Here is a 22,317-nt window from a genome sequence, read left to right as displayed (position 1 = left end):
TGAGCGGCGTCGGACACCCGAGTAGCACACACGACGAAGTGGAGAAGCAACCGATGAAACGACAGCTCATGGCTGGAGCGGCGATGGCCGGAATCCTCGCCCTCACCGCATGTTCCGGGGGCAGCGCCACCGGCTCGCAGAGCGAGGACTCGCTCGTCTGGTCCATGTGGATCTCCGGCCAGGAGGACCAGGCCGCATGGCAGACGGTCGCCGACGACGTCAAGGCAGCGGACAAGATCGACGTCACCATCCAGGGCTCCCCGTTCACGGACTACTGGACGAAGCTCCGCACGCAGCTCAGCACGGGCAGCGCCCCCTGCATCGTCACCGTGCAGAGCCTGCGCGCCGCGAACTACACCGACGTTCTCCTCCCGCTCGACGACCTCGCGGAGAGCGGCGGCACGGCGCTCGACGAGTTCGACACCACCGCCCTCGATGCGATGAAGGTCGACGGCAAGCTGTACGCGCTGCCCTACGACACCGGCCCGCTCGTCATGTTCTACAACAAGGACCTCTTCGCCGAAGCCGGGGTCGCCGAACCGCAGCCGGGTTGGACCGTCGACGACTTCGAAGCGGCCGGCGCCGCCCTCAAGACCGCCGGGAAGCAGCTCTACGCCACGAGCGTGGAGGACCTCTACCTCGAGTCGATGATCCTCTCCTACAACGGTGGACGGGTCATCACCGACGACGGTGAACTCGACGTCACGAACGCGGCGTTCGCGGAGGGTCTGGACTGGCTCGCGGGCCTCGTGGAGGAGGGGTACGCCACGCAGGCCAGCGCCGACGGTTCGGCCGACGACAACGCGTTCATCAACGGACAGGCGGCGACCTTCGTCGACGGACCGTGGTCGCTGCTCAACACCAAGGGCAAGGCCACCTTCGACGTCGGTGTCGTAACGCTTCCCGCGGGCAGTGCGCCCGCGACGTTCTCCGCCGGTTCGGGCTTCGGCATCTCGAAGGAGTGCGCATACCCCGAGCAGGCCTACCAGGCGATCACCACCATGACGAGCGACGCCGTCCTGTCGAAGCTCGGCGAGGAGGGGCGGGCGTTCCCATCGCGCACCGCTTCGCAGTCGGCGTGGTTCGACAATGCAGGCATCGCGGGCGTGGACACGAGCTTCGCGGCGGCCCAGGAGGGTTCCGTGCCCCTGCCAGGCAACAAGAACAGCGACCAGCTCGCCCAGCTGTTCTCGCAGTATGCGATCCAGGCGATCAACGGTCAGCAGAGCGGCGCAGAGGTGCTCGAGCAGATCGCGAGCCAACTGCCCAAGTAGCGCCGAACCGGGTGGGCGGCACGTGTCGCCTGCCCGTTCCGTCGTCCGATCCGGCGCCTCCGCACAGGAAGAACCAGCATGGCAACCCCCACCACAGCCCCACCCCGCGTCGTCGCGCGGCTGTCCAAGCGCGGCGCGCGTGTCGATCCGGACGCGGCCCATGCGAGACGCTCTTGGTGGGGAGCGGGCTTCGCGAGCCCCCACGCGATCGGTCTAGCGCTGTTCACCGTCGTGCCGATCATCGCCTCGCTCGTCATCAGCCTGAACAACTGGCCGATGCTCGGTTCCCCGGAGTTCGTGGGATTCGCCAACTACGCGACCCTGTTGGCCGACCCGATCTTCCGCACCGTCGTCCTCAACACCACGCTCTTCGTCGTGCTGTACGTGCCGCTCAACCTCATCGTGTCGATGGGGCTCGCGGCCTGGCTCAGCCCGAAGATCAAGCATCGACAGATCTTCCGCGTGCTGTTCTTCATCCCCACCGTCACCCCGATCGTCGCCAACGCCGTGATCTGGCGGATGATCTATCAGCCGGACGGACTCATCGACGCGACGATGCAATCGACCCTCGGCATCTCGGCACCGAACTTCCTTGCCGACGAGAACTGGGCCATGCTCGCGATCGTCGCGATGAGTGTCTGGCAGGGCTTCGGGTACAACATGCTGATCTTCTCCGCAGCGCTCGATTCCGTGCCGGAGAGTCAGCTCGAGGCGGCCGAACTCGACGGCGCCGGCGCCTGGACGTCGTTCTGGAGGATCAAGTTCCCGATGATCTCGCCCTCGATCTTCTTCGCCGCGATGATGACGCTCATCACCGCATTCCAGGTGTTCGCGCAGCCGTTCATCCTGACGAAGGGCGGTCCGGGTTCCTCGACCACGACGCTCGTCCAGTTCATCTACAACCAGGGATTCGTCTTCCAGCAGCTCGGCGTCGCATCCGCAGCCGCCTGGGTCCTGTTCATCATCATCCTGGCCATCACCGCCGTGCAGTTCCTCGGCCAGAAGAAGTGGGTCCACTATGAGTAGTCAGACCGAGGCTCGCCGAGCCGCCGTTCGCCAGCACCCGCCCACCTCGTCGCTCGTGACCGTGAACCCCCGCGGACTCCGGCGCGGAGCGTCCACGTCGGGCAGTCGGGTCCGCTCGATCATCTCCTACGTCGTGCTGTGCCTCGTCGCGCTCGCGTTCATCTCACCGCTCGTGTACATGGTGGCGACCTCCCTCAAGCCAGCCGCGGAGACCTTCACGACGCCGCCGACGCTGTTCGGCTCGTCCATCCGCTGGGAGAACTACTCGGAGGCCTTCAGCTACCTGCCTTTCGGCCGTTTCCTCCTGAACGGGCTGTTCGTCGCGGTGATCGGCACGATGATCAACATGGCCGTGTCGGTGCTCAGCGGCTATGCGTTCTCACGGCTGCGGTGGCGCGGCCGCAACGTCGTGTTCGTGCTGTTCCTCGCGACGATGATGATCCCGCAGGACGTCCTCCTCATCCCGCTGTACGTCATGATGCAGGGCTTCGGCTGGGTCGACTCGTTCCAGGCGCTCATCATCCCGTTCGCGTTCACCGCTCTCGGCGCGTTCCTCTGCCGGCAGTTCTTCCTGACGGTGCCCCAGGAGCTCGACGACGCGGCGCGCGTGGACGGCGCCGGCGTCGTTCGGACCTTCACGCACGTGATGCTCCCGCTCGCGCGTCCGACCCTCGCCGTGCTCGCGGTGTTCTCCTTCATCGCCTACTGGAATTCGTTCCTGTGGCCGCTCATCATCATCAACGACGTCAACACCTACGGCACGATCCCGCTCGGTCTGCAGCAGTTCTTCGGCCAGCAGGGCAGCCAGTGGAACCTCGTGATGGCCGCCTCGGTGATCTCGATGCTGCCCACGGTGCTCATGCTGATCCTCCTGCAGAAGCACCTCATCAAGGGCATCGTGACGAGCGGCCTCGGAGGTCGCTGACCCTCCTCTCAGCCCGCGAGGGGTCCCGAATGGCTGGCCCGGCGGGTCGGACGCCAGCCATTCGGGACCCCTCGCGGGCTAGAGCGAGCGGCGGAGCCAGGATTCGACGCCGGACACGTGGACCGTCACCAGGGCGCGCACGAGTTCGGTGTCGCGCTTCTCGAGGGCATCGACGATCGCGTGGTGCTCCTGCAGGGTGCGGTCGACCGCCTTCTCCTCGGTCAGGCCGCGCCAGATGCGAGCGCGGACCGTCTTGCTCCCGAGGGCCGCGAGCAGGCTGGCAAGGTACGCGTTGCCGCTCAGCTCGATGACGCGAGCGTGGAACTGGAGGTCGTGGGCGACGAGGTCCTCGACCGTCGTCGACTCGTCCACCCGATCGACCATGGTGCGCAGTTCGGCGATCGTGTCGTCGTCGAGGTGCTGGATCGCCATGACCGAGGCGGACGGTTCGAGGATGCGCCGCACCTCGAACATCTCGATGAGCGAGCCGTCGGCGTGCATGTCGATGACGAACGACATCGCCTCGTGCAGCAGGCTCGGCTCGAGCGTGGTGACGTAGGTGCCGTCGCCGCGGCGCACGTCGAGCACCTTGATGAGCTCGAGCGCTTTCACGGCCTCGCGCAGGGAGCTGCGGGACAGTCCCAGCGTCTCGCTGAGCTCCTTCTCCGGCGGGAGGCGCTGACCGGGTTTCAGGTCGCCGGCGACGATCATCGCCTGGATCTTCGCGATCGCTTCGTCGGTGACGGCCATGTCTCCCCCTGCTCGCTCGCAGCGCCGCTCCGGGATCGTGACGCTGTGCGTCATGATACATCCGATGTTTGCCGGCGCTTGTGTTACGTCAGGTTAACGGCCCCTCGCCTGGACGCTGATCTCTCCCTACTGTTGCTGCAACCCGACGTCGCGGAGCGCCCCCGATCGCACCGACAGCAGGCGTCGCGGCCGGCACCACCTCCCCAGTACCGTCCCGCACCCCACCTTCCTCTGGAGTTCCCCATGCGTCGTCGATCGCGCCTCGCGCTGTCCATCCTCTCGCTGGCGGTCGTCGCCGGCCTCGCCACCGGTTGTTCCGGCCTCAAGCAGGGCTCCTCGTCCGAGTCGACGAGTGGCGCCGCAGCCAGCTCCGCCGCGTCGGACGTCGATGTCCCCTCGCTCGAGGGCAAGACCGTCGGCGTCGCCGCGAAGGACGTCGTCCGTGACTTCGGTCGTCTCACCTACCAGGGCGTGCAGGACCGCCTCGAGGAGCTCGGTGCGAAGGTCGTCGCCACGCAGGCAGACGCGCAGGACGACAAGCACCTCGCGAACGTCGAGAACCTCGTCTCGCAGAAGGTCGACGCGATCGTCGTCATCCTCGGCGACGCCACGACGCTCGCTCCCGCCCTGCAGCAGGCGAAGGACGCCGACATCCCGGTCTTCACGATCGACCACGCCAGCGAGAACTCCGTGAACAACATCGGGTCCGACAACTGGCAGATCGGCTCCACCCTCGCGCGCACGCTCGCCGAGGACATCGGCGGCAAGGGCAAGGTGCTCGTGTTCAACGGCTTCTACGACGTCACGCCGTGCCAGATCCGCTACGACGAGTTCAAGCTCGTGCTGAAGAACTACCCGGGCATCGAGATCATCGAGCCCGAGCTGCAGGACGTCTACGAGGGCACCATCGAGGATGCCAAGCAGAAGACGAACGACGCACTCACCCGCTACCCGAAGGGCGAGATCTCGGCCGTGTGGTCCTGCTGGGACCTCCCCGCGATCGGCGCTTCGCAGGCCATCGACGCTGCCGGACGCGACGAGATCAAGGTCTACGGCGTCGACGCCGAGCCCGGTGCCCTCGACCTGATCGCCGACCCGGACTCCGTCTACCAGTTCACGGTCGCCCAGCAGCCGACGCTGTTCGGTACCACCAGCGCGAACAACGTGGCACTGTACCTCGGTGGCAAGCAGGACGAGGTGCCGCTCAGCACCTACCTCGACGCCGTCTTCATCGACAAGGCGAACGTCGCCGACGAGCGCAAGCGCCTCGGCCTGGAATGAGTCACGACATCGAGATCGACGGACCGGTCGACCAGCAGGAGCTGGGCGGCCGGCCCGCCGGCGTGCGCACCGCATCGGCCCGTCCGGTCGTGGCCATGCGCGGCATCGCGAAGGACTTCGGCGGCGTCCGAGTGCTGAACGACGTCGATCTCGACGTCCACCCGGGCGAGGTCGTCGCCCTCGTCGGTGAGAACGGCGCAGGCAAGTCAACGCTCATCAAGATCCTCACTGGCCTGTACACGGCGAGTGAAGGATCGATCGAGATCGACGGTGAATCGGCTCTCATCCGGAATCCCGCCGACGCCGAGCGTCTGGGCATCCGGGTCATCCACCAGGACCGCCACCTCGCCGGTCGGCTGACGGTCGCCGAGCAGCTCTTCCTCGGCTCGCGTTCCGCGTTCCTCACCGGGCGCGCGCTCGACCGCCGCGCGGAGCGGGAACTGCTCGACCTCGTCGGCCTCGACGTGCCGGGCAGCACGCTCGTCGATGAGCTCAGCGTCGCCGAGCAACAACTCCTGCAACTCGCGATCGCGACGATCACCAGGCCGCGTGTCCTCGTGCTCGACGAGCCGACCGCACCACTCGCAGCAGGAGATGTGGACCGTCTGTTCGCGACGGTCCGTGCGCTGCAGGAGCAGGGTGTGGCCGTCATCTACATCTCCCACTACCTGCAGGAGGTGCGGGACATCGCCTCCCGCGTCGTCGTGCTGCGCAACGGCGAGCGCGTCGGCGAACTCGACCTCGCGGACCGCGACGCGACACTCGACGCGATCGTGCAGCTCATGGTCGGCCGGAGCGTCGAGGAGTTCGGCGACCGCGAGCGCGTCGCCCCGAGCTCGATGGCGGAACCGGTGCTCGCGATCGACGACCTCACCGTCGCGGAGCGCCTGCACGGTGTCTCGATCGCGGTCCGACCCGGAGAGATCGTCGGGGTGACGGGCCTCGTCGGTTCAGGGCTCGAAGAACTCGCCGACGCCGTCACCGGGCTGCGCACGCACGGGGGAACGGTGCGACTCGGCCGCACCACGATCCGTTCGCCCCGCGCGTTCGTCCGCGCGGGCGGAGCGTGCGTCCCCGCGAACCGACACCGCGACGGCATCCTGAACCGACAGTCCGTGCGGGAGAACCTGACGCTCGCGGCGCTCGACCGCATCACCGGACTCGGCGGACTGCTGCGCGGCCGGCGTGAGCGCGCCATCGCCGGCGACCTCGTCACACGCCTCGACGTGCGGCCCGCGAACGACACCGCCGTCGCCGGCAGCCTGTCGGGCGGCAACCAGCAGAAGGTGGTCCTCGGCCGGTGGCTCGCCGCCGGGTCGACCGTGTTCGTGCTCGACCAGCCGACCTCGGGCGTCGACATCGGCTCCCGCCAGCAGATCTACGCGGAGATCGACGCCCTCGTCGCCCAGGGGGCCGGCGTGCTGCTCGTGAGCGTCGACCTCGAGGAGCTCATCGGCCTCGCCGACCGCGTGCTCGTGCTGTACCGCGGCACCATCCGCACCGAGCTGCCGCGCTCGCAGGCGACGGCCGACACGATCCTCGCCTGGTCCACCGGTGCGGCGTCGTCTTCCTCCGCTGAGGCCGCCCCGCTCCCTGAGCCTGTCGACGGGCCCGACCGAGGAGACTCCGCATGACCGCCATCGCACCACGGCCCACCGCTCCGGCCCCGTCGGCCGCCACCGAGTCGGCGACGAAGCGCCGTCGCCCGGTGTCCCGCCTCGGCCTCATCGGCTACGCCATCGTGGTCATCGAGGTCGTCGTGTTCGCCGTCGCCTCACCGGGCTTCCTCGACCCAGCCAACCTCGCGACCATCCTCACGCAGTCCGCCGTCTACGCGATCGCGGCGTTCGGTCTGTCGATCGTCGTCGTGACGGGCGGTGAGGACGTCGTCCGTGGTGGCATCGACCTCTCCATCGGGGCCGTCCTCGGTTTCTCCGGTGCGCTCGTCGCCGTGCTGCTGCAAGCCGAGCTCGGGTTGCCGCTCGCCCTGCTCATCGGCCTGGGCGCGACAGCGGTGATCGGCCTCGTCAACGGGCTCGTGGTCGTCGCCGGCATCCGTCCGCTGCTCGTGACGCTCGCGATGATGAGCATCGTGACGAGCCTCACGATCGTCATCACGAACAATGTGAAGGTGCCCGTCTCCGATGCCGGCCTCGTGTGGTTGCGGAGCGGTCATGTCGCGGGCGTCCCGGCCGCAGTCGTCGTCCTCCTGCTCGTGTTCGCGGTCGTCGCGTTCGCCACGGGCCGCACCAGCTGGGGGGTGAAGAACGCGGCCGTCGGCCAGAACCCCACCGCTGCGCGCGTCGCCGGTGTCGACGTGAACCGGCACATCGTCGTCAGCTACGTGCTCGCGGCCGTCCTCGCGGGCATCGCCGGTGTGCTGATGACCAGTCGACTGTCGGCGGCGCTGCCGGGTATCGGCGAGCAGTCGCTCATCGACATCCTCCTCGCGACGTTCCTCTCGATCGCGTTCTCCCGTCGTCTCGTCGTCACGATCACCGGCACGCTGTTCAGTGCGGTGTTCGTCGCGATCCTCACGAACGGGTTCAGTCAGCTCGGCGTCCCGAGCCAGTGGATCGGCATCACCAAGGGTGTCCTGATCCTGCTGGTGCTCGCGGTCGCCGCCATCCGTGAGCGGAGCGTCCGACGATGAGCATCGACACGAAGCGGGCCGATACCGCGCCGACGACGCCGTCACCCGCGGGCGCTGGCGGCTCGCGCACGTCGAGGCGCCCCGACGGTCCGCTGTCGTCATTGACGATCCGTGGCCTGGGTGCTGCGGTTCCCCAGGCGCTCGCACCCGCGGTGCTCGCCGCCCTCCTCATCGTGTTCGCGGTGCTGTCGCCGTCGTTCCTCACGGCGGACAACCTGCTCGGCGTGCTGAACCAGAACGCGCTGCTCCTGCTGGCAGCCGTCGCGATGACCGTCGTCGTGCGAGCGGGCGGGATCGACCTCTCGATCGGTGTCGCGATCGACCTCGCGGCGCTCACCGCCTCGGCATTGCTCGCGGACGACTACGTGGCGTGGGTCGCGATCGTCGGTGGTCTGCTCGTGGGGCTGCTCGTCGGGGCGGTGAACGCCTTCCTCATCGTGGTGCTGCGGATCCGCCCGTTCCTCGCGACGCTCAGCGTCTGGTTCATCGGGGGTGGTGTGCAGCAGGTCGCGACCGACGGCGGTTCGCCCATCTACCTGTCGCGGAGCAGCGTCCCGGACGAGTTCGCCTGGCTGGGCGCCGGTTCGGTGCTCGGTGTTGCGGCGCCGATCCTGATCGCCGTGCTCGTCCTGTTGATCGTGTGGGCGGCGCTCGAGCGGAGTCGCTGGGGGCGGGTGCTCACGGCGGCGGGGGAGCAGCCGACGGCGACGCGGATCGCGGGGCGGATGGCCGGGACGTCGATGGCGACGGCCTTCGTGTTCGCAGCAGGGATCGCGGCGATCGCCGGGCTCATCCTCGCGGCGCGGAGCAACGGTTTCGTCGCGAACAGTGGGCAACTGTACGTGCTCGACTCGATCGGTGCGGTGTTCATCGGGACGACGCTCAGCCGGACGGGTCGTCCGAACCTCTTCGGCACGCTCGTGGGCGTGCTGATCTTCGCACTGCTGACCAACGGCATGAACCTGATCGGGCTGTCCTTCTACTGGCAGGGCCTGGCGCGTGGTGTCGTCCTCATCCTGATCCTGCTCCTCGGTGTCCTGCTCGCCCGAGACCGCGCGCGCAAACCCCTCACCTGACCCGCGTCTGGTGTCCGTGCCAGCGCGATGCGCTGGTGCGGGCGCTACCTGCTCCCGCTACCCGCTATCCGCTGGCCGACGGCTGGCGGCGGCGGGCTCGGAGGCCGCTGATGATCATCCATGCGCCGTAGCCGAGGAGGGCTGCTGCAGCGAGCGGGACGACGACGGCGCGGGTCGATCCGCTCACGACGGCGTTCACATACCCGAGGAGCGGGATCGAGTACCACACGCGACCACGGAGCTGTTCGACACGCACGGGTGATCCGTCCTCGCTCCCGTTCGCATCGCCCTTGGTGATGTAGCGACGCTCACCGCCGGCGGCATCCTCGAATCCGACGACACGATGCGTGGCCACCGTCGGCTGGCCCGACGCGAGCTGGAACGTGATCACGTCGCCCAGGGCGATGTCCGACGGGTCGACGTCCTGCACGACGACGAGCGAGCCGAGTGGCAGGCGAGGCTCCATCGATCCACCGGCGATCGTGTACGTCTGCGATCCGGTGACGAGGGGGACGACGACCGCCGCGAGCGCCACGATGACGACGAGTCCGAGCAACCCGAGCGAGAGCCCGCGGCGCACCCAGAAGAACCAGCCGTCGTGCTTCGTCGGCGCATCGATCGGGGTCGTGCCGTCACCCGACGGGAACACGCCGTCCTGCGGCGTCGCGGTCGTCTCACGCTGCGTCATCGGCGTCCCCGGTGGATCCATGAGCGGCTGTCGGCAGTGCCCGCAGTCTCCTCCGACGGGCGGCATTCCCGACGACCGCGACCCCGCCGAGCAGGAGCGCGAGCGCGGCCACGCCGATTCCGGACCCTGCGTCGAGACCGGTCCGCGGCAGCGCACCAGAGCCGCCCGCACCAGAGTGAGCGTTGGGCGCAGCGGGCTCGGCCGTCGACGGAGCAGTCGGGAGCGTCGTCGGGGGAGCGGTCGGGAACGCGGCGATGATCTCGGCGTCGACCGGGCACCCGTTCGACAGGGCGATCGGGCCGGTCTCGCTCAGGGCGACGAGGAGGCCGAGGCCGACGCTGGCGCCCTGCGCCGCGCCGAGGTCGGCGGAGATGCTGAACGTGACCGGTACGGAGAGCTGCTCACCGGGTCGTAGGACGCTCTGCGTGCCGAGCAGGGCACAGGTGCCGGTGGACACTGGTCCGTCGACGAGGGTGTCGAGTGAGAGGTCGGTCGAGCCGCTCGACACCCGGGTGTGCTGCAGGAGTTCGGGATCGCTGCCGCTCGCTCGGCCGGCGTACACGGCGACGATGGTGTCACCGGGGCGCGTCGACTGCACGTGCAGCGTGGCCGTCCTGGAGTCGCCGGGGACGGGGCGCCATCCGGGGAACAGCGACGCGGGTGGGGTCGGGGACCAGTTGACCCCGTCGGCGCTGTACAGCAGCGGCGCGGCACTCTCGGCGGAGGCTCCCGCGGCCGGGCCGAACGCTCCGAGGCAGGCGGCTGCGGCGATCCCGATGGTCACGAGTGCTCGCACGGGACGACCGATCGGCGCCGCGCTCATTCGCCGACCTCTGCGTCGGTCGCGCCGTCCGACGGCTCGTCGGACGGCTCATCCGTCGGCTCGTCGGTCGCGCCAGCGGATGTCGCATCGGCTGTGCCGGTCGTGTCGTCGGTCGCGGCATCGGGCCCGGTCGACCGTCCCGCCGCCATGGGGGTGAATTCGACGGCGAGTGCGAGGTCGGCTGTCGTGCTCCAGTGCTGTCCGAGGCCGCTGGTCAGGGTCACGGTGAGCGGGATCGGGCTGCGTTCGCCGATGTCCGAGGTGTCGGTGCGGGTGAGGATGAGGCACAGCTGCCGCGGCATCGTGCTGTCGGGCGCTGTGATTCTCGTGATCGAGCCGAACGGCACGACGTTCTCCGGGCTCGCTTCGCATGTCTCGCCCGAGAACGTGTCCACCACATGCGCCTGGAGTCCGATGGCTTCCGCGTCCTCGTTCAGGACGGTGACCGAGACGCCGAGGCTCGTCGGCAGCACGTTCCCGCTCGGCACCCAATAGAACAGGAACGGGCTCGTCGCCTCGGCGGCCGAGGAGGCGAACGTGATGGTCGCCTCGGAAGACACGCCGGCGCCGAACGGGGCGACCGACGTGGTCACGGTGGTGCTCGCCGTCGCGTTCCAAGCGGCCTGCGACACGAGCGGCGCTCCCACGAGGAGTGCGGCTGCACCGGCGCCGGCGACGAGACCGAGCCGGAGCGGACTGGTCGTCGATCGTGTCCTCGTCATGGTCGGACCTGCTCTCCGTCGAGGATCAGGACGAGTGACGGTGCCGTCGCCGCCTGCAGTGACGCGTCCGCGTCGATGGGAAGGCTCAAGACCGCGCACAGTCGTTCCAGCGCTCCAGGTTCCAGGGTTCCGAGCACGTCGTCGTCGGACGTCGGGCCCGACGTGCTTCCGGTGAACGATGCGGCGTCCCCGACCCCCGTGGAGCAATCCTCGCCGAACCATGCGGTCACCACCAGCGCGTTCGAGAAGGCGATGTCGGCCTCGCTCCCCGTCCCTGCCCGTTCGACGCGGAAACGCACGGTGAGCGCGACGTCGCCGGTGTTCTCGACGACGACCGGATCAAGGTGCCCTGCGAACGGCTCGGAGGCACCCGGGTACAACGACGGCGGTGCGCTGTCGTCGCCGCCGCTGACGGAGAGCGACGCGGAGCCCGTTCGGATCGAGAACGCCGGGACGGTGTCGCCCGCTGTCCAGAAGGCCATGCTCAACGGGGTGACGATGACGGTCGCGAGAACGGCGCCGACGATGAGTCCCGTCAGCCGACCGATGCGGAATCGGCCTGGAATGGTGGAGCGCACAGGGGTCCCTGTCGTCATCGGTGGCGTGGTCACGGGCAGGCACACGGGTCGGAGACGATCGGGGTGGGTACCTGCGTGAGCGTCACCGTGGTCGCCTCGAGACGGAGCAACTGGTCCATCGTGGAGGCGTCGGTTTCGGCGTCGAACGGCCAGGCGAGGGTGATCACCACGGTGATCGTGCCCGAGCCCGTGATGCGGTACACGCCGTCCGTGGGGCTCGGAGCGATCGCGTCCCCCGTGACGGTGAAGGTGGGGACGATACCGCCGTCGAACGCCGCCGGGTCGGGGCCCGGTGCGTCGGCGTCGGTGGCGGTGAGCGCGCCGAGCGTCGCGGTGATCTCCGCGGAGAGGCCGTCGCCGTCGGCGGTGATCTCGTACTGCCGCTCGAACGACAGGGTCCGCCCGGGGACCAGGAGGAGGGTCGACTGGTCGTCCGAGGTCTGGGCGACGCCGTCGAGGCGCCACACGTCCGAGCCGGTCTGCTCGAACGACAGCTCACCCGTGCCGAACGACAGCGAACCGTCGGCGATCGTGTCCGTCTGCTGCCAGTACGCCAGCGAGCCACCGCCGCCGATCAGGAGTGCCGTCGCCGCGACGACCGCGATGACGCCCTTCGTGATGCGATGCACTGCGGTGCCTTCCGTGGGTGCTGCGTGGAGTGGCTGGATCAGGGGAGGGGCGGGCTCCGTCGCTCGGGTCGCGGGCCCGCCCCTGGACGCGGTCGGGCCCGCGCCGTCGGTCGCTCTGCTCGGGTCAGCAGGCGCAGGGGTCGGCCGGGGCCTCCGGGACCTGCTTCAACGTGATGACGGTGTCGGTCAGCGAGATCGCTTTCGACATGGTCGCCTCGGAGGAGTCCGCGGAGCCGTACGGCCAGGCGAGGGTGATCGTGACGAGGATACTGCCGGCACTCTTCAGGTACACCTCGCCCGGCGTCGAGGTGTACTGCACCGGGTCGCCGGTGATCTGCACGCTCGGGACGATGACGCCGTCGAACGCGTCCGTGGTGACATCGGTCTCGTCGATGTTGACCGCGTTCAGCCCGCCGATCGCGGCGCTGAACGTCACGTGCAGGTCGTCGGCCGTCTTGTCGACCGAGTACTGCTTCGTGTAGACGACGGTCGAGCCGGGCACCAGTCGCATGTCGGCAGCCTCGTCCCGCGTCTTGGAGACGCCGTTGATCGTCCACGTCTCGCCCTGCGTGATCAGTTTCAACTCGCCCGTCTGGAACGACAGCGAGCCGCTGCTGATCGTGTCCGTCTGCTGCCAGTAGGCGAGCGAGCCTGCGCCGCCGAGGAGGAGCGCGACTGCTGCTCCGATCGCGATCGTGCCCTTGGTGAACCGGTTCATGAAGTGCCTTCCGTCTGAGCGCACGACTGTGCGGAGCTGTGCCGGTCTGGCTCGGGGATCATCGGGCCGAGAGCTCGCGCACTGTTCTCGCGGCCAGCCTAGGGATCACCCGCCCCCGAATGAGGGGTCCTCAGCCACCAAAACTTGTGGCCCGCTCACCGTCGATCGCGACTGCGACGCCGCTCCTGCCGTCCGGGAGGAGGCGGCCGGCGAAGCGGTCGGAGCTGGCGTCGTCGAGAGCGAGCGCCAGCCATGCGACGACCGCGACGAGGGTCTCCTCGGGGATGCTGCGCTCCGGCACGTCGTCGAGGAGGACGACGTCGACGCCGCGTCGTCTGGCCGCGGCCGCCGCAGCCATGAGGGGCTCGCGGGCGAGCCGTCCACTGCGGTACTCGTCGCGCAGGCGACCCTCGAGGACCTGGCATTCGCGTTCCTCGGAGCGCGTCAGCTCGTCACCTGAGGCGATCCGGAGGAGCAACGGCTCCACGAGGGCCACGAGCGCCAGCCCTCTCGTCCGGAGCTCGGCACGGGTGGTCACCGCCCAGGCCCGATCCTCGGCCGCGGCGAGTGCCGTCGCGCGGTCGCGTTCCGCCCGGCTGTTGAGTGCGCCGTCGGTGTACACGAGCGCGATCGCTATCGCCGTGATGAAGAGCAGCCGCACCACGGCCGACACGAGCTGCTTCACGTCGACGTCCGCGATCCCGACACCGATGACCACGACGGCGACGACGAGCAGGACCCCGACGGCGGCGCTGACCGGGCGGCCACGGAACGCCAGCAGTGCGAGGACGAACGCCGTGCACGGGACGAACCACGCGTCGGCGTAGACGAGGGTCACCGGGGTCGGCAGGGAGGACATGCCCACGGCGGAAGCGCCCGTGGCGAGGGCGAGGGCTGCGACGGCCACCCGTGGCGTGGCCCGGTCCTCGGCTCGTGGAGCGAGCGCGACGAGCCCCGCGCCGAGGAGGGCTGCAGGCACGAACGGCGCCGGCGAACCGGTGCGCAGCGCGGCCACGGTCGCCAGCAGGCCGAGCATCGCGAGGAACGTCACGGACACGAACCCGGACATCCGCCGTTTCCGCCACACCGACCCCTCGGCGACCGGCAGGGTGCGTCGACGTCGAGCGGACCGATCCGGCGTCGCAGGTGGCGGCGACCACTCGAGCACCACGGTGGTGCCGGCTCCGGGCGCCGAGGAGACGCTCGCCCATCCGCCGCGCACCGTGCGGAGGCGCGCGAGGATGCTCACGGGAACGCCCATCCGCCCGTCGACCCGCAGGTCCGGATCGAAGCCGACGCCGTCGTCCTGGACGATCAGCCGCACGCGGTCGTCTGCGAGCTCGGCGATCACGCGCACGCGTGCTGCGGGGCCGGCGTGGCGCTCGGCGTTCACGAGCGCCTGCCGCAGCGCTCCGAGGAGCGCCGCGGTCGCCTCACTCGGAATCATCGGCGCCGTGCCGTGGGTGGAATCGGTCGACTCCTCGGACAGCAGCTGCGCGGTGACCCCGTGCTCCGCAGCGACGTGCCGGACCATGTGCGCCAGACGATCCCGCCGCAGGGCGCGGGCTTCGGGGTCGGATTCGGGATCGGCCGTCGTCGTCGATCCCGTCGGCTCGGAGCCGGTCGGCTCCGTGCCGACGGCCGGCGGTGCGGCCCCTGTGAGCGCCGTGATCGCTGCGAGTGCCCGCCGTGCCTGGTCTGCGAGGAGCGGCCTCATCTCCGGCGTCGCCCGCGCAGCGAAACCGAGGGTCGCCAGGACCTCGTCGTGGACCAGTGCATGGGTCCGGACCTGAGACGCCTCGCGGGCGAGCTGCTGCGTGCGTTCCGCCGTCGTCGCCTGCGCCGCGCTCGCCGCGACGTCGGCGAGCCTCGCGGACTCGAGCAGCGTCGTCGTGATCACGCAGAACAGCATGGCGAACGCGATCGAGTGGACGTCGTTGACGACACCGTTCGGTGAGGTGTCGCCGACGAGCGCGCGCAGGACCGGGACGACGATCGCGACGATCCCGAGGAGCGTCCAGCCGCCGACCGGTCCCCAGGCGATGGCGGCGGCGATCACGGGGAGCGCGGTCGTCGTCAGCACCCAGGTGAGCTGGCCCGGCCGTCCGGTCGAGCCGAAGAGCAGCAGTGACGGCCAGAGCGCCGCATACGCCACGAGCGACACGACGACGAACGCACCCGCCAGCCGTCGGATCGTCTCCAGACGTGCGCGTACCGCGGAGACGCCGAGCACGATGGCGATCCCGAAGAGTGCGAAGAGGAGCGCGCGGTACGGCCACGGCAGGACGATCGCCTGGGGCTGCACGACGACGGTCAACATGCCGGTGAAGCTGACCGCGGCGACCACTCCGAGGCCGATCGAGAACACCGCGGCGAGGTTGCGTTCCCGCTGGTGGGCCGTGCGGGTGGTGCTCATGCCGAGTTCGGGACCGGGAGGAACCCGTCTTCCATACCGCGTCGGTACAGCTCGACCTTCGTGTTCGCCGGACGACCCATGCGCTGGTACACGGACTTGATGCGCTTCAGATGGTCGTTGACGGTGTTCTCGGTGATGCCGAGCGCGTGGGCCACGTTCTTCGCGCCGGCACCGGAGGCGTAGAGGGAGAGCACCTCGCGTTCCCGGTCGGTGAGTGCGGCGCTGCGGATCTCGGGGTCGGTGTCGACGGTCATCGCCCATTCGGTGGAGACGATGTCCTGGCGGAAGGCTGCTGCTCGGATCGCGGAGATGATGTCTGCTGGTTTCGCCGACTTGCGCACGATGCCGAGCGTCGGAGCACGGAGGGCCTCGCGGACGAGGTAGCGGTTGTCGCCGGAGGTGAGGATGAGCACCTCCGCGCCGAGGGCTCGGATGCGGGCGACGTTGTCGGCGGGGTGGGAGGCGTCGCGCAGCATGAGGTCCAGGACGACGAGGTCGGGGGAGAGCAGGCGTCGTTCCAGTTCGGTGACGTCGTGGACGTGGCCGGCGTAGTGGAGCTCCGGGTCGGCTTCGATCGCGGGGCTGATCGCCATGGCGACGAGGGCGTGGTCGTCGACGAGCACGACGCGGCGGGGCGCTGTCGGGCCCTCGCTCGGGCGCGCCTGGGCCGCGACGGTCATCGGATCCGGGTCCACATGTGATCAGACTAGGGGCAAAACACCACCTGTCGCATAGCCTCCTGTGCGGCCAGCGCGGTGCGCTGGACCGAGAGCGCCACACTGACGCGACCGCGGGCCTCCAGAGGCCCGCGGTCGCGCCGGTGCCACGCACCGGGTCCAGCGCACCGCGCTGGAACGACCCCTCAGCTGCGGAGGTCGAGCCAGGCGACCTGCTCCGGCGTGAGGCGCAGCGACAGGGCGTCGGTCGACGAACGGGTCTCCTCGATCGATCGCGGACCGATGAGCGCGAAGGTCGGGAAGTCCTGCGCCAGCACGTAGGCGAGCGCGATCGCCGTCGGAGCGACACCGAGCTCGGCGCCCAGCGAACGAGCCCGCGCCAGACGCTCGAAGTTGTCGTCGCTGTAGTAGCAGCGCACGAGCTCCGGGTCCGACAGGTCGCCGGGTTCCGCACGGCCCGTGAAGAAGCCGCGAGCCTGCGACGACCACGGCAGGAGCGGCGTCTTCGTCTCCTCGAGCCACGCGCGGCTCTCGGGCGCGGTCACCTGCACACAACCCTCCCACGGCACGTCGAGAGCGCGGGCGAGACCGAAGTGGTTGCTGAGAGCGGCGAAGCCCTGCTTGCCGTTGGCCGCGGCGTAGGCGTTGGCCTCCTCGAAGCGTTCGATCGACCAGTTCGACCCGCCGAACGCCCGGATCCGACCAGCCTCCGCGTGCTCGTTCAGCACGTCGACGAACTCACCCACCGGCACCTCGGCGTTGTCGCGGTGCATCAGGTAGAGGTCGAGGTGGTCGGTGCCGAGTCGCTCGAGGCTCTCGAACAGCTGACGCGTGATCGACTCCGGATCGCAGAACGGTGTGTGCGCGCCCTTGCCGATGAGCACCACGTCGTCGCGGACGCCGCGGTTCGCCACCCAACGGCCGAAGAGGCGCTCCTGCAGCCCTCCGCCGTACAGCCAGGCGGTGTCGAAGGCGTTGCCGCCGCGCTCGAAGAAGTCGTCGAACATCGCGGAGGCGTGGGGGAGTGTCTGCTGGTTGTCGACGCCGAGCACGAGTCGGGAGATGTCGTGGTCGATGCCTGCGATCCGGCCGGTGGGCATGGGCAGCTCGGCACGCACGGCGAGCGGGCGTCCGGTGCTCGTCGGGACGACGGCTGTGATCGACTCGAACGGGTACTCGAGGCCGATGGCGGCGCGCCAGCGGTCGAGCGTCGCGGCGTTTCCGAGGGAGTCCGCCCAGCCCATCTGCGGAGCCTGACCTGCGTCGGCGAACTCGGCGACGGCGTCGGCCTGGATCGCGTACTGGGAGGCACCGGGGATGTGGATGGACTCGGTGCCGGACACGGTGTGCACCTCGATCGTCGAGCCGTCCTCGGCGGAGGGCAGCCAGGGGTCGTTCACGACGATCCGGCCGGTGGACCCCGAGACGACGACCCGGTTGTCGTCGGCGACGCGCACACCACTCGTGACATGGGCGGTGATGCCGGAGGGGAAGGTGAGGGAAGCGCTCGCCCACTCGTCGACACCGGTGGCGCCCACGGTGCCGGCGGCCGTCAGTTCGACGGGCTCGGCGAACGGTGCGCCGACGGCAGCACCCGCGAGGAGCCGGGCGATGGAGACGGGGTATCCGCCGACGTCGAGGATGCCCCCACCCGCGAGCTCGGGGTTCATGAGGCGGTGCTCCGCCGGGAGGTCCGCCGCGAACGCGAAGGACGCCTCGACGTGCTGGACGTCGCCGACGACACCCGAGGAGACGAGTTCGACGAGCTTCGCGGTCTGCGGGTGGAAGCGGTACATGTACGCCTCGGCGAGGTAGACCCCCGCGCGGCGGGCGGCCTCGACGGCGAGCATGGCGCCGGCACGGTTCACGGAGAGCGGCTTCTCGCTGATGACGTGCTTGCCGGCCTCGACGGCCTCGACGACGAGGCGGACGTGCTCGGTGTGCGGCGTCGCGATGTAGACGGCGTCGATCTCCGGGTCGGCCAGCAGCTCCGCGACGGAGCCGTACGCGCGGACCGGTGCGCTGCCGTCGCCGAAGCGTTCGCCGAACTCCGCGGCGCGGGCGGTGGTGCGGCTGGCGACGGCCGCGAGGCGACCGGTGCGGCTCGCGTGCAGTTGGGTCGCGAAGCGCTCCGCGATCGTTCCGGGTCCGATGATTCCCCAGGCGACGTGTTCCATGTTGTGTGTGCTCCTCGACGTTGACGGGCGGTTGGGTGATCGATGGCGAACGCACCGTGAACGTTCACGGTGATGAGCGTATCAGTACGATGTGACCATGACCAGGGCTCGAGACGATCAATCGCCGGCACGCGCGACGATCATCGACGTCGCCCGCGTCGCGGGTGTCTCCCGCCAGACGGTGACCCGTTCACTCAACGGCATGCGCGACGTGAGTGCAGCCACGAGGCAGCGGGTGATCGAGGTCGCGGCCTCGCTCAACTACCGCCCGAACCGCGCCGCGCAACACCTCGTGAGCGGGCGGACGACGACGCTCGGCCTCGTCGTCGACGACCTCAGGAACCCGTACTACCCCGAACTCGCCGCGGCGCTGGTGCAGCAGGCCTCCGAGCGAGGCTGGACGGTGCTCGTCGCCGAGGTCGGCGGTCCGGTGGAGACCGAACGGGCACAGCTCACCGAACTCGCACGCCAGGTCGACGCCGTCGTCGGGCGGAGCGGAGCCGACCGCGTCGGGCTGGAAGGTGCCTTCGCCTCCGTGCCGTTCGTGTCACTCGGCACCGACCACGACGCCGTCGACGGCGGCGACGCGGCGACCCGGGTCGCCGGTGTCGACATCGACTTCGAGGCCGGCATCCGCGCGGCTGTCGCCCACCTCGCGGCGACGGGGCGCCGGAGTATCGCGATGATCGACGCCTCCGAGGTGCCGTCCGGCCGACGGCTCGCCTACCGGCAGCAGCTGCGCGAGCTCGACCTCCCGTGGTCCGAAGCATCGGAGACCTGGGCCGAGGACACCCACCAGGGAGGCGTCGCGGCGGCGGAGCGCTGTCAGTCCGCGTTGCCCGACGTCGACGCGGTGCTCGTCTTCAACGACGTCATGGCCGTCGGCGTCCTCAAAGGCTTCGCCCGCGCCGGTGTCCGTGTGCCGGAGGACGTCGCCGTCGTCGGCGTCGACGGGCTCGACCTCGGTCGCTTCGTCACGCCCGAGCTCACGAGCATCGCGGTCGACAAGGTGGAGATCGCGCGGGCGAGCCTCGAGCTGCTCGACGGCATGATCGCGGGCAGCCTCCCGTTGACCGGGCCGTTGGTGCGCCGTTCGGTGGGTGTCTCGCTCGTGCTCCGCGAGTCCGCCTGACGCATCTGACGCGCGTGGCCGCTGGCCGTCGCCGCGCCCGCACGGCAGACTGGTCGCATGGCTGCTCTCATCGCCCTCTGCCGCGTCGACGGACTGCTCCCCGATGACGGCACGATCGGGGTGACGGCGATCGACAAGCGCCCCGTCGCCGAACCGTTGCACGTCCGTCCGCTCGGTCTCTACGGCGACGTGCAGGCCGACCGCAAGCACCACGGCGGGACGACGAAGGCGCTCTACGCGTACGCCGAGGAGGATGCCGAGTACTGGGCCGCCGAACTCGACCGCGAGATCGTACCGGGGCTGTTCGGCGAGAACCTGCGCACCGCCGGCCTCGACGTGAACGGCGCCGAGATCGGCGAGCGCTGGCGGATCGGTGAGGAGCTCGTCGTGGAGGTGACCTGCCCGCGCACGCCATGCGGCACCTTCCAGCGGCGGCTCGGCGAACCCCGCTGGGTCAAGCGCTTCACCGACGCCGCCCGGCCGGGCGCCTACCTCAAGGTGGTGAAGAGCGGGACGGTGCAGGCCGGTGACGCCATCGAGCTCGTGCGTCGGCCCGGCCACGGCGTGACGATCTCCTCGTGGTTCGCCGCCGCCGACCCCGAGCAGGCCGACGCGCTGGAACAGGCGGAACGTGACGGTTCCCTCACGCTGGCGCCCGAGATCCACGAGTCGATCGCGCGCCTCCGCAAGCGCTCCGCCTGAGCCGTCGCCGAGGAGCGACCAAGCTGGGTGGCGTCTGTGTCCGAACTGTTCGTCGGAACACCTCGGAAGGCGAGGCTGTTGCATACCATGGAGCCGAAGACCGGAGCACGCGGGGATCCCGCACGGTGCTCGGCACGAAGGAGGAGTCACGATGAGTGCAACGACTGAGCAGCACGCAACGACCGAGCGCGCGGTCCTGGCCGGCGGATGCTTCTGGGGCATGGAGGACCTCGTCCGCAAGATGCCCGGCGTCATCTCCACACGCGTCGGCTACAGCGGCGGCGACGTCGCGAACGCCACCTACCGCAACCACGGCACGCACGCCGAGGCCCTCGAGGTCGTGTTCGACCCGTCGAAGCTGTCGTTCCGCGAGTTGCTGGAGTTCTTCTTCCAGATCCACGATCCGTCGACGAAGAACCGTCAGGGGAACGACGTCGGCACCAGCTATCGCTCGGCGATCTTCTTCACGTCGCCGGAGCAGGAGCGTGTCGCGCGCGACACCATCGCCGACGTCGACGCCTCTCGTCTCTGGCCGGCGAAGGTCGTCACCGAGGTGGAGCCGGTGTCGGAGTTCTGGGAGGCTGAGCCCGAGCACCAGGACTACCTGGAGCGTATCCCGTGGGGCTACACCTGCCACTTCGTCCGTCCGGGCTGGAAGCTCCCGCACCGCGACGAGGCGACTGAGCGGGCGACCGCGTAGGTTCGGCTGTCAGACGCCGTCGGCGCGAGAGGCGTTGACGGCGTCTGAGGCGAGCCGTGGCGCGAAGCGCGGGTCGATCTGGAGCGGCGGGTCGTCGGGTGAGGCGAGCGACGGCTTGCCTGCGGCGACCCATTCCAGGTACTGCAGGTAGGGGTCGGACCCGGCATCGACCGGCGCATCGTCGATGCGCTTGCGTCGCCACGGCCACTTCCACCCCACACGAAGCATCCTACAAATCGTTTCTGAAGATCAGCGGACCGTTGCGGAACGATCTCACAACGATGTCGCGCGCGGGTGCGAGACTGGGGCTCCCCCTGTGGCGCTCGGCCGTCGGGTGATGTGAGGATGAACGATGGCCAGAGGCACGCTCGTGATCGACATTCAGCTCGACTACTTCCCGGGCGGCGCCTACCCGCTCTCCGGCCCGGGGCCTGCGGCCGAGGTCGCCCGATCGGTCGTGGACGATGCTCGCGCCGCCGGCGACTGGGTGGGCTTCGTGCAGCACCTCGCAGAGCCGGGCGAGGGCTCCTTCCTCGTAGCCGGGACGACCGGCGCCGACCTGCTGCCCACGCTGACGCCCGCGAGCGATGACGAGCCGATCATCCAGAAGACGCGCCCGAACAGCTTCATCGCGACCGGTCTCGAGGGCATCCTCGCGGAGCGCGACATCGACGAACTGACCGTCGTGGGCATGATGAGCAGCATGTGTGTCGATGCGACCGTACGAGCCGCGCTCGACCTCGGACTCGCGGTCACCGTCGTCGAAGACGGGTGCGCGGCGCCCGACCTCGAGTTCGGTGGCGTCGAGGTGCCCGGTGAGGTGGTGCACGCGGCGTTCATGGCTGCGCTGCGGGATGCCGGTGCGAGCGTCGTCTCACGCGGACGAGGCTGAGCGTCCCGTCTCTCGAGCGGACGGGCCCGGCCCTGCCGGACGGGCTCGTCGGTCGGCTTGGCGAACCCGTGGATGCCTGGCAAGATGAGCCACGACGAGAATAGCTAGTCTGTCGAGATACTTTCGAGCGAGCAGCTGTCCGTCCATCGTCCGCACGCCGTCGAAAGGGTCTTCATGGGTTCCGAGGATGTCGTGGTGCGCAGCCTCGAGCCGGACGCCGAACCGGTTCCCGAGGCTGAGGGAGGTTCCGCCTTCCGCCGCGCCTGGTTCGAGCAGCTCTCCGACGATCGGTACGGCGTCTTCGTCGGCGATCGTCGTATCGGCTTCATCGACGTCGACGGCCCGTTGCACGTCGCCTTGCGCGGCGAGGCCTACGAGACCGCGGTCGAGGTCGACCGGGCCATCCGCTTCGATCAGGCGCTGCGCGCGCTCCTCGTCGCCTGAGCCGAACCTCGTCACGTCACTCAGCCTGAGTCGC

23 protein-coding genes are annotated in these 22,317 nt (G+C 69.6%); 12 read left to right on the top strand and 11 right to left on the bottom strand.

The window, feature by feature from the left end:
- Nucleotides 1-53: 53 nt before the first annotated feature.
- The 3 genes from KXS11_RS08630 (at nt 54) to KXS11_RS08620 (ending at nt 3,225) form a co-directional block, all read left to right on the top strand.
- Nucleotides 54-1,274, top strand: coding sequence for an ABC transporter substrate-binding protein (locus tag KXS11_RS08630; RefSeq protein ID WP_437385150.1), 1,221 nt, complete (start codon nt 54-56; stop codon nt 1,272-1,274).
- 78 nt (nt 1,275-1,352) lie between these two features.
- Nucleotides 1,353-2,300 carry a carbohydrate ABC transporter permease gene (locus tag KXS11_RS08625; RefSeq protein WP_437385149.1) on the top strand — a complete coding sequence of 316 codons (948 nt, stop codon included), beginning with the start codon at nt 1,353-1,355 and terminating at the stop codon, nt 2,298-2,300.
- On the top strand, nt 2,293-3,225 hold the full coding sequence (locus KXS11_RS08620) for a carbohydrate ABC transporter permease (RefSeq protein WP_437385148.1): 933 nt from the start codon (nt 2,293-2,295) through the stop codon (nt 3,223-3,225). The genes KXS11_RS08625 and KXS11_RS08620 overlap by 8 nt, the downstream gene beginning before the upstream one ends.
- 78 nt (nt 3,226-3,303) lie before the next feature.
- Here KXS11_RS08620 and KXS11_RS08615 read toward each other — a convergent pair whose 3' ends face one another.
- The gene (locus tag KXS11_RS08615; protein ID WP_437385493.1) at nt 3,304-3,975 is read right to left on the bottom strand and encodes a FadR/GntR family transcriptional regulator; all 672 of its coding nucleotides are present in this window, start codon (nt 3,973-3,975) and stop codon (nt 3,304-3,306) included.
- Nucleotides 3,976-4,218: 243 nt separating this feature from the next.
- On the opposite strand from KXS11_RS08615, the gene KXS11_RS08610 reads away from it, so the two are divergent.
- From KXS11_RS08610 to KXS11_RS08595, 4 genes are read left to right on the top strand one after another with little or no spacing between them, the layout of a single operon-like run.
- Complete coding sequence (locus KXS11_RS08610; RefSeq protein ID WP_437385147.1) at nt 4,219-5,256, top strand: sugar ABC transporter substrate-binding protein; 1,038 nt, start codon at nt 4,219-4,221, stop codon at nt 5,254-5,256.
- Nucleotides 5,253-6,890, top strand: a complete 1,638-nt coding sequence (locus tag KXS11_RS08605; protein ID WP_437385146.1) for a sugar ABC transporter ATP-binding protein — start codon at nt 5,253-5,255, stop codon at nt 6,888-6,890. The genes KXS11_RS08610 and KXS11_RS08605 overlap by 4 nt, the downstream gene beginning before the upstream one ends.
- Nucleotides 6,887-7,909: an ABC transporter permease gene (locus KXS11_RS08600; protein ID WP_437385145.1), complete on the top strand. Its 1,023-nt coding sequence runs from the start codon at nt 6,887-6,889 to the stop codon at nt 7,907-7,909. Before KXS11_RS08605 ends, KXS11_RS08600 begins: the two co-directional genes overlap by 4 nt.
- On the top strand, nt 7,906-8,985 hold the full coding sequence (locus KXS11_RS08595; protein WP_437385144.1) for an ABC transporter permease: 1,080 nt from the start codon (nt 7,906-7,908) through the stop codon (nt 8,983-8,985). Before KXS11_RS08600 ends, KXS11_RS08595 begins: the two co-directional genes overlap by 4 nt.
- 64 nt (nt 8,986-9,049) lie before the next feature.
- Here KXS11_RS08595 and KXS11_RS08590 read toward each other — a convergent pair whose 3' ends face one another.
- From KXS11_RS08590 to KXS11_RS08550, 9 genes are all read right to left on the bottom strand, one after another.
- Nucleotides 9,050-9,673 (bottom strand): signal peptidase I, encoded by a 624-nt coding sequence (locus tag KXS11_RS08590; RefSeq protein ID WP_437385143.1) that lies wholly within the window; start codon nt 9,671-9,673, stop codon nt 9,050-9,052.
- Nucleotides 9,660-10,496, bottom strand: coding sequence for a hypothetical protein (locus KXS11_RS08585; RefSeq protein ID WP_437385142.1), 837 nt, complete (start codon nt 10,494-10,496; stop codon nt 9,660-9,662). Before KXS11_RS08585 ends, KXS11_RS08590 begins: the two co-directional genes overlap by 14 nt.
- Entirely contained in the window at nt 10,493-11,218 is a 726-nt protein-coding gene (locus KXS11_RS08580) for a hypothetical protein (protein ID WP_437385141.1), read from the bottom strand. The genes KXS11_RS08585 and KXS11_RS08580 overlap by 4 nt, the downstream gene beginning before the upstream one ends.
- Nucleotides 11,215-11,814, bottom strand: coding sequence for a hypothetical protein (locus tag KXS11_RS08575; protein ID WP_437385140.1), 600 nt, complete (start codon nt 11,812-11,814; stop codon nt 11,215-11,217). Before KXS11_RS08575 ends, KXS11_RS08580 begins: the two co-directional genes overlap by 4 nt.
- An 11-nt stretch (nt 11,815-11,825) precedes the next feature.
- Nucleotides 11,826-12,425, bottom strand: coding sequence for an alternate-type signal peptide domain-containing protein (locus tag KXS11_RS08570; RefSeq protein ID WP_437385139.1), 600 nt, complete (start codon nt 12,423-12,425; stop codon nt 11,826-11,828).
- Between the two features lie 124 nt (nt 12,426-12,549).
- Complete coding sequence (locus KXS11_RS08565; RefSeq protein ID WP_437385138.1) at nt 12,550-13,143, bottom strand: alternate-type signal peptide domain-containing protein; 594 nt, start codon at nt 13,141-13,143, stop codon at nt 12,550-12,552.
- 130 nt (nt 13,144-13,273) lie between these two features.
- Nucleotides 13,274-15,559, bottom strand: a complete 2,286-nt coding sequence (locus KXS11_RS08560; RefSeq protein ID WP_437385137.1) for a sensor histidine kinase — start codon at nt 15,557-15,559, stop codon at nt 13,274-13,276.
- The gene (locus tag KXS11_RS08555; RefSeq protein WP_437385136.1) at nt 15,556-16,239 is read right to left on the bottom strand and encodes a LuxR C-terminal-related transcriptional regulator; all 684 of its coding nucleotides are present in this window, start codon (nt 16,237-16,239) and stop codon (nt 15,556-15,558) included. The genes KXS11_RS08560 and KXS11_RS08555 overlap by 4 nt, the downstream gene beginning before the upstream one ends.
- 182 nt (nt 16,240-16,421) lie before the next feature.
- Nucleotides 16,422-18,413, bottom strand: coding sequence for an aldo/keto reductase (locus KXS11_RS08550; protein WP_437385135.1), 1,992 nt, complete (start codon nt 18,411-18,413; stop codon nt 16,422-16,424).
- 97 nt (nt 18,414-18,510) lie between these two features.
- Here KXS11_RS08550 and KXS11_RS08545 point away from each other — a divergent pair, with 97 nt between their 5' ends.
- The 3 genes from KXS11_RS08545 to msrA all read left to right on the top strand — a co-directional run bounded on the left by KXS11_RS08545 (nt 18,511) and on the right by msrA (nt 20,947).
- Nucleotides 18,511-19,545, top strand: a complete 1,035-nt coding sequence (locus KXS11_RS08545; RefSeq protein WP_437385134.1) for a LacI family DNA-binding transcriptional regulator — start codon at nt 18,511-18,513, stop codon at nt 19,543-19,545.
- Between the two features lie 57 nt (nt 19,546-19,602).
- Nucleotides 19,603-20,247, top strand: coding sequence for an MOSC domain-containing protein (locus KXS11_RS08540; protein ID WP_437385133.1), 645 nt, complete (start codon nt 19,603-19,605; stop codon nt 20,245-20,247).
- Nucleotides 20,248-20,398: 151 nt separating this feature from the next.
- Nucleotides 20,399-20,947 carry a peptide-methionine (S)-S-oxide reductase MsrA gene (gene msrA / locus KXS11_RS08535; RefSeq protein WP_437385132.1) on the top strand — a complete coding sequence of 183 codons (549 nt, stop codon included), beginning with the start codon at nt 20,399-20,401 and terminating at the stop codon, nt 20,945-20,947.
- Between the two features lie 9 nt (nt 20,948-20,956).
- Here msrA and KXS11_RS08530 read toward each other — a convergent pair whose 3' ends face one another.
- Entirely contained in the window at nt 20,957-21,166 is a 210-nt protein-coding gene (locus KXS11_RS08530) for a hypothetical protein (RefSeq protein WP_437385131.1), read from the bottom strand.
- Between the two features lie 133 nt (nt 21,167-21,299).
- Between KXS11_RS08530 and KXS11_RS08525 the strand changes: the two genes are divergently transcribed.
- Complete coding sequence (locus KXS11_RS08525) at nt 21,300-21,839, top strand: cysteine hydrolase family protein (protein WP_437385130.1); 540 nt, start codon at nt 21,300-21,302, stop codon at nt 21,837-21,839.
- Between the two features lie 174 nt (nt 21,840-22,013).
- The gene (locus KXS11_RS08520; protein ID WP_437385129.1) at nt 22,014-22,283 is read left to right on the top strand and encodes a hypothetical protein; all 270 of its coding nucleotides are present in this window, start codon (nt 22,014-22,016) and stop codon (nt 22,281-22,283) included.
- Nucleotides 22,284-22,317: the final 34 nt, after the last annotated feature.

The organism is Plantibacter flavus, from assembly GCF_051487245.1.
GTDB lineage: Bacteria > Actinomycetota > Actinomycetes > Actinomycetales > Microbacteriaceae > Plantibacter > Plantibacter flavus_B.
The sequence above is the reverse complement of the archived record's forward strand: the minus strand, read 5'-3'. Positions and strand labels throughout refer to the sequence as shown.

Coding starts and splice junctions, on each gene's coding strand:
- KXS11_RS08630 (WP_437385150.1), top strand. CDS start 54: ATGAAACGACAGCTCATGGCTGGAGCGGCGATGGCCGGAATCCTCGCC.
- KXS11_RS08625 (WP_437385149.1), top strand. CDS start 1,353: ATGGCAACCCCCACCACAGCCCCACCCCGCGTCGTCGCGCGGCTGTCC.
- KXS11_RS08620 (WP_437385148.1), top strand. CDS start 2,293: ATGAGTAGTCAGACCGAGGCTCGCCGAGCCGCCGTTCGCCAGCACCCG.
- KXS11_RS08615 (WP_437385493.1), bottom strand. CDS start 3,975: ATGGCCGTCACCGACGAAGCGATCGCGAAGATCCAGGCGATGATCGTC.
- KXS11_RS08610 (WP_437385147.1), top strand. CDS start 4,219: ATGCGTCGTCGATCGCGCCTCGCGCTGTCCATCCTCTCGCTGGCGGTC.
- KXS11_RS08605 (WP_437385146.1), top strand. CDS start 5,253: ATGAGTCACGACATCGAGATCGACGGACCGGTCGACCAGCAGGAGCTG.
- KXS11_RS08600 (WP_437385145.1), top strand. CDS start 6,887: ATGACCGCCATCGCACCACGGCCCACCGCTCCGGCCCCGTCGGCCGCC.
- KXS11_RS08595 (WP_437385144.1), top strand. CDS start 7,906: ATGAGCATCGACACGAAGCGGGCCGATACCGCGCCGACGACGCCGTCA.
- KXS11_RS08590 (WP_437385143.1), bottom strand. CDS start 9,673: ATGACGCAGCGTGAGACGACCGCGACGCCGCAGGACGGCGTGTTCCCG.
- KXS11_RS08585 (WP_437385142.1), bottom strand. CDS start 10,496: ATGAGCGCGGCGCCGATCGGTCGTCCCGTGCGAGCACTCGTGACCATC.
- KXS11_RS08580 (WP_437385141.1), bottom strand. CDS start 11,218: ATGACGAGGACACGATCGACGACCAGTCCGCTCCGGCTCGGTCTCGTC.
- KXS11_RS08575 (WP_437385140.1), bottom strand. CDS start 11,814: ATGACGACAGGGACCCCTGTGCGCTCCACCATTCCAGGCCGATTCCGC.
- KXS11_RS08565 (WP_437385138.1), bottom strand. CDS start 13,143: ATGAACCGGTTCACCAAGGGCACGATCGCGATCGGAGCAGCAGTCGCG.
- KXS11_RS08560 (WP_437385137.1), bottom strand. CDS start 15,559: ATGAGCACCACCCGCACGGCCCACCAGCGGGAACGCAACCTCGCCGCG.
- KXS11_RS08555 (WP_437385136.1), bottom strand. CDS start 16,239: ATGACCGTCGCGGCCCAGGCGCGCCCGAGCGAGGGCCCGACAGCGCCC.
- KXS11_RS08550 (WP_437385135.1), bottom strand. CDS start 18,413: ATGGAACACGTCGCCTGGGGAATCATCGGACCCGGAACGATCGCGGAG.
- KXS11_RS08545 (WP_437385134.1), top strand. CDS start 18,511: ATGACCAGGGCTCGAGACGATCAATCGCCGGCACGCGCGACGATCATC.
- KXS11_RS08540 (WP_437385133.1), top strand. CDS start 19,603: ATGGCTGCTCTCATCGCCCTCTGCCGCGTCGACGGACTGCTCCCCGAT.
- msrA (WP_437385132.1), top strand. CDS start 20,399: ATGAGTGCAACGACTGAGCAGCACGCAACGACCGAGCGCGCGGTCCTG.
- KXS11_RS08525 (WP_437385130.1), top strand. CDS start 21,300: ATGGCCAGAGGCACGCTCGTGATCGACATTCAGCTCGACTACTTCCCG.
- KXS11_RS08520 (WP_437385129.1), top strand. CDS start 22,014: ATGGGTTCCGAGGATGTCGTGGTGCGCAGCCTCGAGCCGGACGCCGAA.